At 69.3% G+C, this 16,167-nt stretch carries 15 protein-coding genes; 5 read left to right on the top strand and 10 right to left on the bottom strand.

Translation table 11 applies throughout. The features are described from left to right. The first annotated feature begins 626 nt into the window (after positions 1–626). From ASD48_RS06240 to ASD48_RS06230, 3 genes are read left to right on the top strand one after another with little or no spacing between them, the layout of a single operon-like run. Positions 627–2,780 carry a helix-turn-helix transcriptional regulator gene (locus ASD48_RS06240; RefSeq protein ID WP_057600366.1) on the top strand — a complete coding sequence of 718 codons (2,154 nt, stop codon included), beginning with the start codon at positions 627–629 and terminating at the stop codon, positions 2,778–2,780. Between the two features lie 3 nt (positions 2,781–2,783). Next, complete coding sequence (locus tag ASD48_RS06235) at positions 2,784–3,779, top strand: hypothetical protein (RefSeq protein WP_057600365.1); 996 nt, start codon at positions 2,784–2,786, stop codon at positions 3,777–3,779. After that, entirely contained in the window at positions 3,776–4,654 is an 879-nt protein-coding gene (locus ASD48_RS06230; RefSeq protein WP_057600364.1) for a DUF6339 family protein, read from the top strand. The genes ASD48_RS06235 and ASD48_RS06230 overlap by 4 nt, the downstream gene beginning before the upstream one ends. A gap of 21 nt (positions 4,655–4,675) precedes the next feature. Here ASD48_RS06230 and ASD48_RS06225 read toward each other — a convergent pair whose 3' ends face one another. From ASD48_RS06225 to ASD48_RS06205, 6 genes are all read right to left on the bottom strand, one after another. Next, complete coding sequence (locus ASD48_RS06225; RefSeq protein WP_057600363.1) at positions 4,676–6,052, bottom strand: DNA cytosine methyltransferase; 1,377 nt, start codon at positions 6,050–6,052, stop codon at positions 4,676–4,678. Between the two features lie 11 nt (positions 6,053–6,063). Further along, a complete protein-coding gene (locus tag ASD48_RS06220; protein WP_057600362.1) occupies positions 6,064–7,059 on the bottom strand; it encodes a DNA cytosine methyltransferase in 996 nt (331 codons plus the stop codon). Next, a complete protein-coding gene (locus ASD48_RS06215; RefSeq protein WP_057601037.1) occupies positions 7,056–7,457 on the bottom strand; it encodes a very short patch repair endonuclease in 402 nt (133 codons plus the stop codon). Before ASD48_RS06215 ends, ASD48_RS06220 begins: the two co-directional genes overlap by 4 nt. Positions 7,458–7,495: 38 nt before the next feature. Next, entirely contained in the window at positions 7,496–7,735 is a 240-nt protein-coding gene (locus ASD48_RS41565; RefSeq protein WP_079073623.1) for a hypothetical protein, read from the bottom strand. A 273-nt stretch (positions 7,736–8,008) separates the two neighbouring features. Further along, positions 8,009–9,037: a hypothetical protein gene (locus ASD48_RS06210; RefSeq protein WP_057600361.1), complete on the bottom strand. Its 1,029-nt coding sequence runs from the start codon at positions 9,035–9,037 to the stop codon at positions 8,009–8,011. Positions 9,038–9,113: 76 nt separating this feature from the next. Further along, a complete protein-coding gene (locus ASD48_RS06205; RefSeq protein WP_057600360.1) occupies positions 9,114–10,589 on the bottom strand; it encodes a beta-1,6-galactanase in 1,476 nt (491 codons plus the stop codon). 277 nt (positions 10,590–10,866) lie between these two features. On the opposite strand from ASD48_RS06205, the gene ASD48_RS06200 reads away from it, so the two are divergent. Next, on the top strand, positions 10,867–11,709 hold the full coding sequence (locus ASD48_RS06200) for a class E sortase (protein ID WP_242432513.1): 843 nt from the start codon (positions 10,867–10,869) through the stop codon (positions 11,707–11,709). A 34-nt stretch (positions 11,710–11,743) separates the two neighbouring features. On the opposite strand, the gene ASD48_RS06195 is transcribed toward ASD48_RS06200, so the two are convergent. From ASD48_RS06195 to ASD48_RS06180, 4 genes are all read right to left on the bottom strand, one after another. Next, positions 11,744–12,613 (bottom strand): DUF817 domain-containing protein, encoded by an 870-nt coding sequence (locus ASD48_RS06195; RefSeq protein ID WP_242432512.1) that lies wholly within the window; start codon positions 12,611–12,613, stop codon positions 11,744–11,746. 85 nt (positions 12,614–12,698) lie between these two features. Then, positions 12,699–13,082, bottom strand: a complete 384-nt coding sequence (locus ASD48_RS06190; RefSeq protein ID WP_020132258.1) for a GntR family transcriptional regulator — start codon at positions 13,080–13,082, stop codon at positions 12,699–12,701. Next, positions 13,075–13,830 (bottom strand): hypothetical protein, encoded by a 756-nt coding sequence (locus ASD48_RS06185; protein ID WP_057600358.1) that lies wholly within the window; start codon positions 13,828–13,830, stop codon positions 13,075–13,077. The genes ASD48_RS06190 and ASD48_RS06185 overlap by 8 nt, the downstream gene beginning before the upstream one ends. Positions 13,831–13,984: 154 nt before the next feature. After that, positions 13,985–15,502: an MFS transporter gene (locus tag ASD48_RS06180; protein ID WP_242432511.1), complete on the bottom strand. Its 1,518-nt coding sequence runs from the start codon at positions 15,500–15,502 to the stop codon at positions 13,985–13,987. A 69-nt stretch (positions 15,503–15,571) separates the two neighbouring features. On the opposite strand from ASD48_RS06180, the gene ASD48_RS06175 reads away from it, so the two are divergent. Continuing rightward, positions 15,572–16,099, top strand: coding sequence for a helix-turn-helix domain-containing protein (locus ASD48_RS06175; protein WP_057600357.1), 528 nt, complete (start codon positions 15,572–15,574; stop codon positions 16,097–16,099). The last annotated feature ends 68 nt before the right edge of the window (positions 16,100–16,167 follow it).

Raw genomic sequence — 16,167 nt, 5'->3', positions numbered from 1 at the left:
TTGGGCTCGATGCTTCCCATTGCGATGGCTGAGTTGAATGCACTCAGACCACGGTCAGAATCCAAGTCGTGAGTGTAGTACTCGTCCATAGCAGGTCCCCCTGTCGCATCGGTCGCACAGGGGTGCATAAAGGCACAATTGACCCCTCGTGGGAATGGGTGCAAAGAATCTCAGATAAACGTTTCGCTCTGAAAATCAGCCTAGCAGGCCGCAAGGCCGTCTGACTAGTCGTTAGGTTTGAACGAGGAGGCGCTTGTGCGAGCTTGGTCTTACCTGTGGGCTTTGCCCCTCGGAATTGATTTTGGACACAATTCTGACAGGCCGCCCGATTCCCTCGACTTGCGTTCGAGTTCGTGAGCAGGGCGAAGATTTCGCCGTCACTAATAATATCGGATGCCGATTGGGCGAGTCAAGCCAACTGCCTCTTGCTGGTGGGGAGTTGTGTGCTCCGTATGTGGGGTTCGGTCCAAGAAGTGCAAAATCGGGCAAATCTACCCATCGAGCTAAGTGATCTCGGCGCCCACGTTCAATCAACTGTTGGTTGACAGTGCTCGTCACGTCAAATTAGCCTCCTGATCAGTCGACTGCGAGCCGCAGGCGACTCCGAGGGGAAGAGCAGGTGGCATGTGGACACAGGTGAGGAGTTCGGGCCCTGGCTGGCCCGGCAGCTCAAACTCGCGGGGAAGACGCAGGCCGAACTGGCCCAGGAGCTCAACCTGACACGGGCTGCCATCTCAGCGTGGATCACCGGGAGGTCGACCCCGCGCCCGACCGTCATGGTGGACATCGCCAAGGCACTCGGCACGGACGTTGGCACGGTGCACACCCGTACCACCGACACCCAGGCAGGCCTGCCGATCACCTGGTACCACCGCCGCGGGTACCCCGACGGCGGCCGTGACCTGGGCAACGCCGCGGCCTTTGCGTTCGACGCCGACGTGCAGGTACTTGCCCGAGAGACCTGCCAGAACAGCCTCGACGAACGTCTCACCGAGAACGGCCGCCCTGTCAGGGTTCGCTACACCCTGCACGAGCTGACCGGAGAGACGCTCGACGCCTTCCGTGCGGCGATCCTCTGGAACGACCTCTTTCCTCACTACTCCGCCGTCTCGGAGGGCGCGGGAAGTCAGAAGGTCGGCCGAGTCGTGGACGCGGGAGTGCGTGACATGTACGAGAAGGGCCGCCTGGTCCTGCTGCGGGTCGACGACTACAACGCGTCAGGGCTCATCGGAGACGACTACGCGGACGGCAAGTTTGCCGCCGTGGTCAGGCGGCAACTGGAGAGTCTCAAGTCGGGGCACGGTGCGGGCGGTTCATACGGCCTGGGCAAGGCGACCCTGTGGGCCACGAGTGCCCTGGGGCTCGTACTCATCAACTCCACTCTGTCCGTGCCCCATGAGGGACGTACGGAGCGGCGCGTCATCGGACGTCTCGAACTGCCCTGGCGGGAGGTCGACGGTGAGCCGTACGCGGGCCCCGCCTGGTTCGGGCGCCCCGACCCCGATTCTCCCGGCGCGATGGTCGCCCGTTCCTTCTGGGCGGACGAGGCGACCGTCGCTCGTCTGCATCTCGCCCGGGAGGGCGACGAACCCGGCACGTCCTTCCTCATCGTCGGCGCGCACGACGTGGCCAGCCTTGAGGAGAACGGGGCCGATGTCGACGACGAGGCCATGGACGAGGAGGGCGTCGAAGACACGCGCGACATCCGTAGGATGCACCGACGTCTGGTCGAGGCGCTGGGGCGCGACTTCTGGGCCGCGATGACCGGTGGGGGCAACAGACTTCCCCTCTTGGAGGTCTCCGTTCGTGCCCTTCGCAACGGCGAAGTGGTTGTACCGGAGAAGCAGGTGGACCCGTCCGCCGAACAGCCGGCCCGGACCCGTGCCCTGCGAGCGCACTACGAGGGCACCACCGTGGACCGGCTGCTCAAGGCCGGCCAGGTGGCGGCGCGAAGTGTTCCCCTGAAACTGCCGCTGTCCGGAGGTGCCCGGGGGACCCTGGGGACACACCAAGCGGTCTTGTTGGTCACCGACCTGGCCACCGACGCCGAGAACGGGGACGGGGCGAAGAACCAGGTGCATTCGCTGCGGGGCAACCGTATGACCGTCAAGACGGCCGGAGTCCCGAACCTGCCGCTCGGCACGAACCCGTTCCAGGCCGTTCTCCTGGTGGGCGAGGCTGCCGGGGAATCGGTTCCGTTCGCGAAGGAGGCCGAGGAATTCCTGCGCGCGGCGGAACCGCCCGAGCACGACCGCTGGGGGCAGACCGAGGAGTTGACCCTGCGCTGGTCGCCTTCCGCCTACAGGCGGATCAACACACTGACCACCGAGGTCAACAGCGCGGTGAGAGAACTCGTCGCGCGGCCCAAGCGCGGCAGCCGCGAAGGCGGTGAGGCGCTGCGCAAGGCGTTGACAGTGAAGACGAGGCCCAAGGCCAAGGCGCCGTCCGGGCCGGTGGTTCCCGTCCTGGCCGGGCTCGACGCGACGGTCGGAGACGACGGTGAGTGGCGGATCACCGCGGAAGTGAGCATTCCGCGCGGTGACGAGATCGTCCCGATGGTGCCGGTCGCCCAGCTCGACGTGCGCTCAGGCGGCCGTCCGAAGCTGGACTGGTCAGAACTGGTGGCAGTCGAGGGCTGTGAGGTGGAGGACGGGATCCTGCGTTTCGCGCCAGGCACACGTCGCGCGAAGTTCCGAGGGTCGACCGATGTCACCAGCCACCCGGTCAGGACCGCTCTCACCCGTCTCGTCCTCGAACTCCGCGCCGGCAAGGGGGAGTGACGAGTGAAGATCTACCCGTACAAGCGGCTCAACCGGCCGGTCGTTCTCAGAGTGACCTCGGTGTCCCTCAGGCTCTCCGACGGCACCCGCGACCAATTGGAGACCACCGCGTACTCCACCCAGCAGCAGACGGTCGCACTCGGCATCGCGGGCCACACCGACTGGGTGAGCGCCACGATCGACCTCTCGGCGACGCTGCCGCCCGGCGCGAACGCGCCGGACGCGGCCTGGTCCGACCTGCGCGTCCTCGCCGTTCTGACGGACGGCGAGACCAATGTCCGCACCTCTGTGGACCTCACGCGTGACGCGGAGGACGGCCGTGACTGGTCGGGCCCCCTGGAGGTGCTCCGTGACGAGCACTTGGGTCGGGCCTCCCTCGCCGTCTACGCCGTCGGGACGGTGGACGGAGTACACGGACGGTCGATCGCGGAGATCGATCGGAGCTGGATCGTCGACACGGTCTCCGACGACCCGGTCCGTGGGCTCCAACTAGACGTGCAGAAAGCCTCGTTCAGGAAGAGCTCCCGGGAGTGGTTGCAGGCTTACGCGGACGCGCCCTGGCTCGTGGACACCTCGGCCAGAGTCCCCACCGTGTTCGTGAACACGGATGTCGAGGGGGTCATCGGGCTGTTGGGCAGCAGCGGCTCCGGCGTGGACAGCAAGGTGCGTGACCTCTTGGTCGCCCAGATGGCCACCGACGTCTGGACCGCGGTGTTCCACGGTGCCATCGGTGACTTGGAGGTGGAACCCGGCAGCGGCCCCGTCTTCCCGACCGACTGGCAGGGCGAGGTGCTGCGGGAAATGCTCCCGGATGTGTTTCCCGGCGTGCAGGTCGAGGAGGCCCTACGGCAGGTCCATCGCCGCCGCACCGGGGACTCGGGCTGGGTGGAACTCCAGACCCGCATCCACTACGCGGCGGTCCGCCGTGCAGATGCCACCAGGGCGCTTGCCTACGCTATCCGCAGTCTGGAACAGATGAACCGAGAGAGTGAGACGTGATCACCGCACCGAACCACGTACCCGAGCGCCTGGCGCTGCTCGCCACCTCGGCTGTCGATCCGTTCCTCACGCAGGAATTGCTCACAGGCGAACAGGTGCACGGCGGCATCGATCTCGCCAAGGTCGTCGAACCCCTCCCGGAGGACGACGCCAGGTGGTTGGTCGAGCCGGTCCGCAGCCTGGTGGAAGACGCCATGTACGAGTTCCGGGAGGACCGCACGCGGGCCGACGCATGGCTGGCCACACGTCTCCACGCCACCCTGCGTCTGACGCGGCGAGAAGCGGCAGACAAGCGTCTGTGGAACCACATCGCCCTGGCTGTGGCCCCTGACTACGTCGCCTGGCGGCACCTGTCAGAGCCGACGGCCAACAAGCCGGAAAGACGCATTGCCGCAGAGCGCTTCCGCGGCCCCGCGGACCGGCAGTGCTTCTCCCGTCTGTGGTGGGCGGCTGAGCTCTTCCGAAACGGGCGGGACTACGAGCCGGTCGAGGCGGCCTGCGGAAACCAGGACCTCATCCACACGGTTCTCCGGATGGAGCTGATCGATCATCGCCCCACCGCTCAGGCCTTGGTCCGACTCCTGAGGAGTGGACAGGTCACCACTGGGCGAGAGATCTTCGGCCTCAGTGTTGCGATCAACGCGGCCGGAGCGACTTTGGTCTACGACGTCCTCGCACCGGACGGGCCTCGGGACCCCGCTCGCTTGCGGGATTGGATCGCGGAGGCGGGATCGGCACCACCCGTCGATCGACGCCGTCTCCCAGACGGGCCTGACGAGGATCCTGTCCGGGAGGAGTCCGTGGTTGCGCTCTCCGACTACTTCGCGGAGCTGTTCGAGACTGCGCCGGTCAGGGGCAGGAAGAGCGAGGATTGACCTGGCTCCGTTGCTCGCGAGCTACTGTGCCGACACCTTCCTGTTCTTGCGCGGGCGAGCGGAAGAGCGGGGCGGCGTCTGGTCCTCGGGCACCGGGCACCGGGCGGTGCAGTCGTCAGTGGCCCCGCAGCCGTGGCTTCGCAGCTTGGCCCGCTTTTCCTCCGTGGCCGGCTGCCACGGCTCCCTCAGTACCTCCGGGGCTGGGGCGGGAAGGCCGAGCGCGGCGCTCAGCAGGTGCGCACCGAACAGGGGCGGCACGGCATTGCCCACCTGCTGGGCGCGTGCCGTACCGGACCACGGATAGTCCGGCGGGAAGCTCTGCAGCATCCCCGCCTCGTTCATGCTGAATCGCGCGCCCTCGTAGACGATGTTCTCGTCGAGGTGCTGGAAGACCACGAAGCGGGAGATGCGGCCGGTTACGGTGGCGGCGGGCTGCTGGTCGCTCCGCACCCCACGTCGCCCTGGGTTGCCTGAACTTCCGTAGTTCGAGCGGACCAGGAAGGGAGTGACACGCCCCGGATGCGTGCCCACCGGCTCGGCGAGCACTTCACCCATGGACCTCCAGTGTTGCGGGGCTTCTTCAGCCTTCCTGCCCGCGTTCCCGTCTTCTTCGATTTCCGCTGCGATGTCGTCGTCAAGGGACGGCTGAAGGACCTGCCCCGTGGCCTGGTCACTCCTTCGATTCCATTCCTTCGCCACGTAGGGAAGGTGAGTGCCCCGGGGAAGCGATGGCTCACCGAGCCCTTCCCGCCGTGCGATCAGCACGGCGCGGGACCGCGTCTGTGGTACCCCGTACGTCTCGGTGTCGAGGACATCGACGACGACCTCGTACTTGGTTCCGTCGGGCAGTCCGATCTCCTTCAGCACCTTGGCGTAGTGGTGCCAGAGCGCCTCGACGGCGGGGACTTGTTCCAAGACGATGACGTCGTAGGGGCGCCTGTCCCGGTTGGGGCTCCTCGTCGCCTGGATGGCGTACCGCAGAGGCTCGAGGACCATCGCCGTGCGCGGATCGTCGCTGAACGTCTTCAAATCCTCGTCGATCGCCTGGTCGGAGTCGCCCTTCATCAGACGCTCGATGTACTTCTTGACCTCGTCCAGTGCGTTCCGCCCGGAGCCGTGCCCTGCCACCGAGTACGTCTGACAGGGCGGGCCACCGGCGAGCACGTTGATCTCTGGTGGCAGCGACTCGAAGGCGTCCCTGCGTACCGCGCTCACATCGGCGTGGAGGGTGTCCAGCCCTGCTGCGTATCGCGTGAGACACGCGCTCCTGTCCCACTCGATGCCGAGACTCGGGATGTCGAGCACGCGGCCTGCGACATCCAGCCCGCCGGGACCTGCGAATAGATCCAGGACAAAGGGCTTGTCGAGGATGGACTGGTGAGACGCCGTGCTGGTCATGTGGCGGAAGTCTAGCCGGCAATGAAGATCGTCGGATCTGCATCCAGTGCCTCGGCGATGGCCTGGCCCAGGGCATTTCCGACGGGCGGCGGCGTCGCGTGCCCGATCTGGCGGTACCGGGCGGTCTTCAGCCCGGTGATCTCCCATGATTCAGGAAAGCCCTGCAACAGCGCCGCCTGCGCAGCCGTGATTTTCACCATGTTGTCCCTGCCGAGTTCGGGATTCCACACGAAGTCCGGACCGGGGATCTCGTCGCTCACGGTGTGACCGTTGACGCCCATGGTCGCCCATGTCCGCTTGGCTCCCGTCGGCCCCAGGTCGGCGCCGCCCCGATTCTTCGAGCCGCCGACCAGCGTAGGAGCCGGTCGATCGGCCTGCGCGGCCCAACGGGCGGCGTCCTGCCAACCGCGTGAGGCCATGGACGGCCCCAAGGCGGAACCGACCGTCGTCGGCCGCTGTACGGTTGCTGTCGGCGGCCGGAAGGGCTTGGCACGTTGCCGCTCCACGGCTACCAGAACGCCCTGCTTACGGCTCTGCGGTACGCCGAAGTCGACGGCGTTCATGACGAACCAACTGAACTCGTATCCCAGGTGGGTCAGTTCGGCCCGGGCGAAGTCACGAAACTGCTGGTACTCGTCCGCGTGAGCGAGCCCGGGAACGTTCTCGATGAGTACCGCCCGAGGTCTGATCGCATGGACGAGATAGACCGTGGCCTCCAACAGCCGCTCCTCCACACCCGAATCTGCCCGCCGGACGGTCGCACTCGACTTCACTCGTGGCAGGCCGGCCGAGAGGAGATCCACGTCGTGGCTCACACGGTGCTCGGCAGGGTCGAAGTCGAGCAGGTCGGTGTGAAGCACGTTCCACTGCGGCCGGTTGATCCGCAGGGTCCTGACGGCGGCCTCGTCGTCGTCCAGCAGCAGGCGCGGCTCGAACCCCGCCTGCTCCAGTCCGAGGGCGAGCCCACCCGCCCCGGAGCACACATCCACGAAGGTCAGCCCACTCATTCTCTTCTCCCCCTGGTCCGTTCTGTCTGACGCCGCTCCACGGCTGCCCCCACCCGCACGGCCACTTCCTCGGGAGCCTCGTGCTCCCAGAACCGCAGCACTGTCCAGCCTTCCGTGATCAGATGCTCCGTCGTCTCCCGATCGCGGGCCATGTTCCGGTCCAGCTTCTGTCGCCACCACTCCGCGTTGGCCTTCGGGTAGGTGGCGTGCTGCGGGCAGCCGTGCCAGAAGCAGCCGTCGATGAGGACCGCGATCTTGGCTCCGGTGAAAGCAATGTCGATCCGGCGGCGGGGCATGCCCGGAACGGGGTACTCCACGCGATAACGCAGCCCCGCCGCGTGCAGCAGCTGGCGCACGGCCAGCTCGGCTCCCGTGTCCTTGCTCACCTGTCTGCTCATGCGGGCTGAGACCCCGGAAGAGGAGGGCATCACGCTGTTCACGGTCGTTGGGCCTCACGAACGTCTGTCGTCACTCGAGTGCGTTGCGTGTTCGGGCGGCCGTACGAGAAGCAATCGTGCAGGAAGATCGCGATCCTGGCTGTGCTGAAGACGATGTTGTTGGTTCGACGGGGCATGCCAGGAACAGGCACGTTGACCCGGTAGCTAAGGCCGGAGCCATGTAGCAGACGTCGGACGGTGACCTCTGGGGCCGTATCGCGGGAGCCTTGGCGGCTCATGCGGGCGGAGACAGAGTGGGAGGACGGAACGGCACCGGACACGAAACCATTCTGCCGGCGCGCTTGAGGCGTTGCTCAAGTCTTACCGAGCTTCACCTCCGTAGATCGGACTTCCGGCTTGACGGGCGCGATCAACCCCTAGCTAAGTCCTACACCAGGACCTCGACGTAGATGATGGGAAACGTGGTGCTGGTGATCTTCCCTTGAGGGTCAGAAGCCGCCCAGGCCGATTTCGGGGTCACGGAACGTGTCCGCGGCCCTGCTGTCGCCTGGCTATAGGGCGGCTCCCCTGTGGCACTCCTCATAAGCAACCCCCGACCCGCACCAACACCCCGCCCCCCGCTCCGGCGGCCACCCCACCGCGCGTCCTCGGGCGGCCAGGGTCGTCGCGTACTGGGGGAGGAGGTCCGTGTCGGACGGGGACGTGCCCTCTGAGGCTGCGAAGGCCTCGTAGGACGGGACCGTGCCGGTGACGATGCCGAGGTTGGCCGTGCCCGAGGCGGCCAGTTCGGTGAGGGAGGCCTCTATGCCCGCCAGGTGCTCGCCGTGGGAGGGGTACTCCTCCGCCAGGGACGGGTAGGCGGCGATCAGTTCCGCCAGTTCGTCGGCCGGCCAGTGCAGGACGGCGACCGGGAACGGGCGGGACAGTTCCTCCCGGAAGGCGCCCAGCTCCGCGCGCAGGCGGGAGATCTCCGCTTCCAGTTCCGCCGGGTTGTCCGAGCCCAGGGACCAGACGCGCTTGGGGTCGTGGAGCTCGTCCAGGGAGACCGGCAGCGAGTGGAGGGTGTCCGCCAGCAGGTCCCACTCGTCGTGCGCCGCGCCCAGCATCCGGCGCACCCGGTGGCGGCCGAAGAGCAACGGGTGGGCGGCGTGCGGGGGCTCCGGCGCGTCCGCCAGGAGCAGGGTCGCCCCCTCCGTGAACGTCTTCTGCGCCGCCTCCAGCTCGTCGTGGGCTTCCAGCGACTCCGCGACGATCACCCAGGGGGCCGGGTCGCGGGGGGCCGCGGCCCGGATGCCGTCGATGATGGCTCGGGCCTCGGCCTCGTGGCCGTACTCCCACAGGTTGGCGGCCTTCAGGGCGCGGACCAGGTGGGGGGCGTCGAGGGTCTCCTGACCCTCCGCGGAGGACAGGAGACGGTCGTACAAGGTCGTCGCGGCGGGGCGGTCGCCGGCCAGTTCCAGGTGGGCCGCGGCCTGCAGCAGCAGGGCTTCCGCGTCCTCGGGATACAGACCGGCGGTCCGCTCCAGGCGTGCCGCTTCGGCGGTGTGGTCGACGTTCTCGGCAGGCGTGTCGGGGCGCATGCACGACACCGTACTGCCCGCCGCTGACAAAAAGGAGATAGGTGCAGGCCAGGGGCCGACCTCCGGCTCGCGCTCCCTAGATCGTCACCCCGTCCACCTGAAGCGTCTGCACCGCGCCCGCCGCGAACGGCACGCTGATCGTCTTGCCGCTCAGGTAGGTGTCCGAGCGGGCCGTGTAGAGGTCGCCCGAGCCGCTCGTCACGGTGTTCCAGCGGGGGACCAGGCCCGAGGAGCCGCCTGTCACCGTCGTGAAGCGGGCGAGGTCGAAGGTCAGGGTCTGGGCCGAGGTGGAGGTGTTCGCGGCCACGATGACCAGCCTCTTCGCCGTCTTGTCGATCGCCGCCGCCGCGTAGCTGACGCCCGTGTCGAGGATCGTCATGCCGGGGCGGATGTGCCGGCTGAACTGCGCCATCACGTAGTACTTCGTGGTGACCGCGCCCGCCGCGAGGGTGCTCGCGTCGTACGCGATCATCGCCCAGTTCGTCGACGGGTCCATGACCTGCCAGTAGACCCAGGCCGTCGGGTGCAGCCAGCGGAAGTCGTAGAGCAGGTTGCTCGCCATGGACAGGCCGGTGCCGTCGTTGTCGCCCGTTTCCGAGTTCCACAACGCCTTGCCGGCCGTCGTCACCACGTCGGTGTAGAGCAGGTCGCGGCGGCCGCCCGAGCCCTGGTAGCCGTGCACGTTGACCCGGTTCACGTACCCCTTCGTCGTCGACGAGAAGGAGTTCCACGTGGTGCGGGCGAGGTCGTAGCTCGTCTCGTCGGACGCCGAGATCTTCGTCGCGGTCAGGCCGCGCTTGTCCAACTCGCTGCGCATGTAGGGGAGTACGGCCGACTGGACGGTCGCGTCCATGTGGCAGCCCTCCTGTGTGCCGGTCGCGGTCCACCAGGAGGACGACGGCTCGTTGAAGGGGTCGACCGTCGCGAAGTTCACGCCCCAGTTCGACTTCGCGTACAGCGCGACGGCCGCCAGGTGGGAGGCGTGCTGGCGGTAGTTCCAGGTCTGGAGGTTGTTGCCGCCGCCCGAGGCGCCGGAGGGGTTGTGGTTCGAACACATCCACCACATGGGCGAGTTGGCGAAGAGCTCGGTCGTCGCGCCGCGCGACACCGCCTTCTGGAGCATCGCGCGCTGGGCCGCGTCCGCCGTCCAGTCCCAGGCCGAGGAGGTGGGGTCCTCGTTGTTCCAGTCCTGCCAGTAGCCCTCGATCTGCTTGAACGCGGGGATGTTGGCGGAGGCCACCATGCTCGCCCCGCTGACCGTGTTCCAGCTGCAGGCGCCCAGGTTGTAGCGGGCGATGTTGAGGCCGAGACCGGGGAGGGTCTTGCCGTTGTAGGACACCGACTTGGTCGTGAAGAAGATGTCGGCGAAGTCGTCCCGGGCGCCGAAGACGTTCGCCCACCAGGCGAGGGAGGTGCCCCAGCCCTCCCAGGTTCCGTACGTCGTCGACGGGTTGACGGAAATCGTCGCGTCGGCGTGGGCGGTGCCCGTCGCGAGGGCGCTTCCGAAGAGCGCGCCGCCCGTGGCCGCCAGCAGTGTCCTGCGTCGGATCATGACTTCTCCGCTTCGATCACGTGGAGCAATCGGCTCGTTCCGATCGACTCCCGGGTGTCCCTGCCGGCGGCGATCGGGTGCGTGAGCGCACTGGAGGCTCAGTGCGTCACGAAGCATCGGGTGCGGTCCGTGGTGTTGTCGAGAGTTCTGACAGCCCTTTCTCAAACCTGTGGAGAAAGGGCCGGGAACGGGTTCGAGGGGACGAACGGACGGGGTGGGAACGGGCCGTGTATGTACGGGTCTGGAGACCTTGTCCCCCTCCCCTTATGGTGCCCGCGTGCGGATTCCCCTTGTACGGCGGAGCTTCCTCGGGCAGCGGATCCCCCTTGTGCAGCACAGCACCCGGCGGCGGCGCGCCCGCTACCGGCGGGTGCTCTGGAGTGGAGCCGAAGTCCTCGTCACCGCGGGGGTGTTGGTGCTGCTCCTCGTCGCGCATCAGCTGTGGTGGACCAACCGGGAGGCCAAGGACGGCGCCGAGCGGAGGGTGGAGGCGCTGGAGCGGGAGTGGGGGGCCGTCACGGGCACCGGTGCTCCCGCCGGTACCGGCGGCGGCGAACCCGGCACCGGCCCCGCCGCCGGGGACGCGACCGGGGGCGCGGCCTCGGCGTCCGGCGGCGGTGGCACCGGGCAGGGCGGGACGAACGGGTCGTCCGTCGAGCCGCGCTCCTCCCAGGCCTACGCCGTGCTCCGCGTCCCGCGGCTCGATCTCCGCGTCCCCGTCGCCGAGGGCACCAGCAAGCAGAACGTGCTCAACAAGGGGTACGTCGGCCACTACGCCGGCACCGGACAGCCGGGCGAGGTCGGCAACTTCGCGGTCGCCGGGCACCGCAACACCCACGGCGAGCCCTTCCGGTACCTCAACCGCCTCAGGAAGGGCGACAAGGTGGAGGTGGCGACCCGGAACGCGACCTACACCTATCTCGTCGACAGGATGCTGCCGCAGACCTCACCCCGCGACTCGGGCGTCATCCGGCCCGTGCCCCGTTCCCTCACCGAGCCCGCCTACGGTTACGACGCCCCCGGCCGCTACCTCACCCTCACCACCTGCACGCCCGAGTACACCTCCCGGTACCGCCTGGTCGTCTGGGGCACGCTCGTCGCGACCCGGCCCCGGGGCTAGGGCGTGCCAGACGTCGCGCGCCCGGCGGGAATCGTCAGACGCGCCCTGGCGCGCCGTCGTGCCGCCCGGTTCCGCAGATGACGAAGGTGACGCTGATCAGCAGGGCCCAGGAGACCCACTTGGACACGGACACGGGTTCCCAGCCGTGGAGCTGGTACGGGTATCTCCAGGCACCGAGGTACGTGGCGATGTTCTCCGCCAGCCAGAGGAAGAAGCCGATCAGCGTGAAGCCCAACGCGAGGGGCATCCGGTGCCGGTGCTCGACGACCGTGTAGTGCACCCAGGTCCCCGCGGTCGCGGCCAGCAGCAGGGCGCCGAGGGGCAGACGCAGGTCCGGCAGCCAGTGATGTGTCAGGAAGTTGAGGTACAGCAGCACGGCCAGCGCGGCGGTGGCGCGGGCCCGGTAGCCGGTGACGGCGAGGTCCAGCAGTCGCCGGGCCCGGCAGACATAGCTGCCCACGGCCGCGTACATGAAGCCTCCGTACAGCGGCACCCCGGCGATCTTCGCCAGTCCCGGCTCGGGGTAACTCCACGACCCCACCCGCACCTTGACCATCTCGAAGGCGAGCCCCAGAACATGGCAGGCGGCGACGACAGCGACCTCCCGACGGGTCTCCCAGCCGAGCAGGAACCCCACGGCGGTCAGCAGCACGCCGTAGGCGAGCAGCAGGTCGTAGCGGGTCACCGGCAGGGACGGGAGCAGGGTCGAGACCGCCATGCCGCCGAGCAGCGCGACCGCGAACGCGCAGCAGCGCGCCTGGAGCCAGGCGAAGCGCACCAGCTGCCGGGCGAACGTTTCCGCACGCTGCCTGATCCCGAGCGCGGTCGCCGCGTCCGTCGTCACGTCGTGTGCGGTCGCCGCGTCCTTCGCCACTCCGTGCGTGGTCGTCTTGTGCATGGTCATGTAGAGCGCTCCGGCAGGGGCGGCGGTTGCACGGCGCGTCGCGGGTCTCCGCCCGCGGTGGCGCGGCCTCGGCCGCCGCCTCCGCCTACGACCCTTCCTCCAGAGCTTCTCGGACGGCGGTCAGGACGGCCTCGGTGTCCGCGCCGAGGGCTCGGGCGGAGGAGGTGAAGTCGCGGGCGAGAGTGGCGAGTTGGTCCGGATCGGGGCGGGCGGGTTCGGACGGGGGCGCCGCCACCCGGGTGCCCGCGCCCCGACGGGTGCGGATCAGCTCGGCGGCCTCCAGCTCGCGGTAGGCGCGGGCCACGGTGCCCGGCGCCAGACCCAGGTCGGAGGCCAGCTGGCGCACGGTCGGCAGGCGTTCGCCCTCCGTCAGCCGGCCGGTGACGATCAGGGCGGCGAGCTGGGCGCGGATCTGCTCGAACGGCGGCACCTGGCTCGTGGTGTCGACGCGGACCGCGGGTTCACTCATCGCCGACGGCCCGGGGGATCACGATGGTGAACAGGCACCAGCCCAGGCTGAACAGGCTGATCAGGCCCAGGGGGTAGATCACCAGGGCGGTGATGTTGCCCAGCATGCCGGCACAGGTGGTGCGGGACAGCACCCTGCCGATCATGCCGAGGACGAGCAGCAGCTGGCTGGAGACCAGCAGTCCCCAGGCCGCGGTGATCGCCCACGAGCGGTCGTGGCGCTGCTGGTTCTCGCCCGGGCGGTGGGCGATGCGGCGCAGGGCCCACACGCAGGCGGCGGTCCCGAGGGCGAGGGAGGCGAGGATCGGGGTGGCGTAGTGGATGCCGGGCCAGGGGCCGAGGGGTCTGGTCACGCCCCGGCACGTCACGGTGACGGCCCGGCCCGCGCGGCCCATGCTGTCGGGAGAGGCCGCGGTGGCCCCGATCGCCAGGAGGACGACGAGGCACGCCGTCTGGAAGAGCAGCAGGGGGGCCATCCGGGGCGGTACGTGGTCGCGGACCCGGCGCGGGGCGAGGCTGGCGGTGCGGACCGCTTCGAGGGGGGCGGGGGTGAGGGAGTCGCCGAGCAGCACGCCGCCGACCGCGCACAGTCCGAACGCGGTGACCGCGCTGAGGAAGGTCATGGCGCCGTCGTCGCTGTCCCGCACCGCCAGTTGCTGGGCGACGACGGCACCGAGGGTCAGCCCGGCCCAGCGGGCGCAGAGGTCGGCGCGGGCGAGCAGTCGCTCAGGTGGAACGGTGTCCAGCATGTCGGGTCCCCCGGTGAGTACTTGTATCAAGTGGTGAGTACAAGATGCCGGGAGCCGGATCTTGTGTCAATCGGTTGATACAAGCACCTGCCGGGGGTGACCGGTCCGTCGGTGGTGCGGGCCGTCTCGGGTGTGTCCCTTGCGGCGGGTTCCGTCAGTTCCGCCCCCGGGAGCCCGCGCCCGACGTGACCGAGCCCCGCGTCGCGGCCGCCGCTCGCGCCAGGCCCAGAGCGCCCAGCACGCCCACGGCCCCGAGGACCGCCAGTCCCGCCGACACCGTCATCGCCACGTCCGTCCCCCGGGCCAGGCCGCCGCCCGTTCCGGTGGCGATCGCGATCGTCAGGGCCACGCCTGCGCACGAGCCGACGTAGCGCAGGGTCTGCTGCGCGCCCGATCCCATCGCCGCGCGGGCCGCCGGTACCGACTCGACCGCCAGCAGGGGCAGCGCCGCGTTCAGGAGGCCGCTGCCGATGCCGGCGACGACGAGACCCGGCAGCAGCCGGTGCCAGGAGCCCGCGTGCACCGCGCCGAGCATGGTCAGGACGCCCGCCGCGTGCAGGGCGAAGCCGAGGGCGAGCTGGACCCGGGTCGGGACGCTGCCGGCCAGTCGGCGGGCCTGGAGGGCGACCACGAAGGACAGACCGGACCAGAGGAGGAACAGCCAGGCGGTGGCCATCGGGGACATGCCCAGCGACTTCTGGAGCACCGTCGGCAGGAAGCTGAACAGGCCGATCACCGCGAGGCCGGTCACCAGGCCGCCGGTGGAGGAGGCCAGGAACGCCGGGTTGCGGAGCAGGGAGAGGTCGATCATCGGGGTGGCCACCCTGCGCTCGACGACCACGAAGAGCCCGAGCAGGGCCACCGACGCCAGGAGCAGCAGCCCCACCGGCGCCCGCAGCCAGCCGTCCCGGCCCAGCGTCAGGGCCGCGATCAGGGCGACGGTCGCCGCGCCGAAGGCGGCCGCGCCGGGCAGGTCCGGACGGCCGCCGCGCGGTGAGCGGGACTCCGTCAGCACGCGCGGCGCGACGACGGCGACCAGCAGGGTCGCGGCGCCGAGCAGGACGTAGACCAGGCGCCAGCCGGGCAGCGCACCGCTGAGCACCGGGCTCGCGGCGATGCCCGCGCTGACGAACGCGCCCCATACCCCGGTGGCGTGCAGCCGGCCGCGCGGGGTGGGGAAGGCGTGCACCAGCAGGCCCAGGCTGCTCGCCAGCAGCGCCGCGCTGGCCGCGCCCTGCGCGACCCGGGCCAGGGTGAACTGCCAGGTCGTCGTCGCCAGCGCACCGAGCAGGGTGGTGAGGGCGAGGGCCAGGGTGCCCGACACGAAGAGCCGGCGGCGACCGTGGTCGTCGGCCAGGCTGCCGGCCACCAGCAGCACCGCGGCCAGACCGAGCGGGGTGCCGTTGAGCAGCCAGGCTTGGGCGGAGGGCGCGGTGTGCAGCGCGGCGGCGGTGTCCACGAGCGTCACCGCCGGCGCGGTGTACGTCATCAGGGCGAGGGCGGTGGCCGCGCTGGTCACGGCGAGGGTGGCCCGGGCGCGGACCGGCGCCACCGGCTCCGCGTCGACGGCCGAGGCGACGCCCGAGGCGGGGGCGGGGGCGGGGGCGGGGGCTGAGGCGGGGGTGGGGCCCGGCTCGGCACGCTCATCAGTTCGTTCAATGAACCTACTCATGCCCACGAACGCTAGCACCATCGGTTCGGTCATTGAACCAACCCGGGGTAAATGGCTACAGTGGGCGTCATGGCACTCGGCAAGGACTACGCGACACAGGAGTGCTCGATCGCTCGGGCGCTGGAGGTCGTCGGCGAGCGCTGGACGCTCCTCGTCGTCCGCGACGCCCTCTACGGCGTCCGGCGCTACAACGACTTCCTCGTCCACCTCGGCATCCCGCGCGCCGTCCTGGCCGCCCGCCTCCAGGCGCTGACCGCCGAAGGCATCCTCGAGAAGCGCCGCTACCAGGAGTCCCCGCCGCGTGACGAGTACGTCGTCACCGACCGCGCCGTCGCCCTGTGGCCGACCCTGCGCTCGCTCGGCCGCTGGGGCCGCGAGCACTTCGGCGAGGCCAAGCTGCGGATCTTCCGGCACGCGGACTGCGGCACCGAGCTCGGCCCGTACGGCGAATGTCCCGCCTGCGGAACTGTCGTACCGGTCCCGGACGTCCTCATGGTGCCGGGTCCCGGACTCGACCCCGATCCGGCGGATCCGGTCAGCCGGGCGCTACTGAAGCCGAAAAGGCTGCTGGAGCCGATCGAGCCCGGTCAGGTATAACGACAACAGACAAACAGAGACCAGGGTCTTGAGGAGTGCGGAGACCGGGGTCTTGAGCAGAACAGGGA

Source organism: Streptomyces sp. Root1310 (assembly GCF_001426425.1).
Classification (GTDB): domain Bacteria; phylum Actinomycetota; class Actinomycetes; order Streptomycetales; family Streptomycetaceae; genus Streptomyces.
Note: the sequence above shows the minus strand (reverse complement) of the source record. Positions and strands in the feature narration are given on the sequence as shown.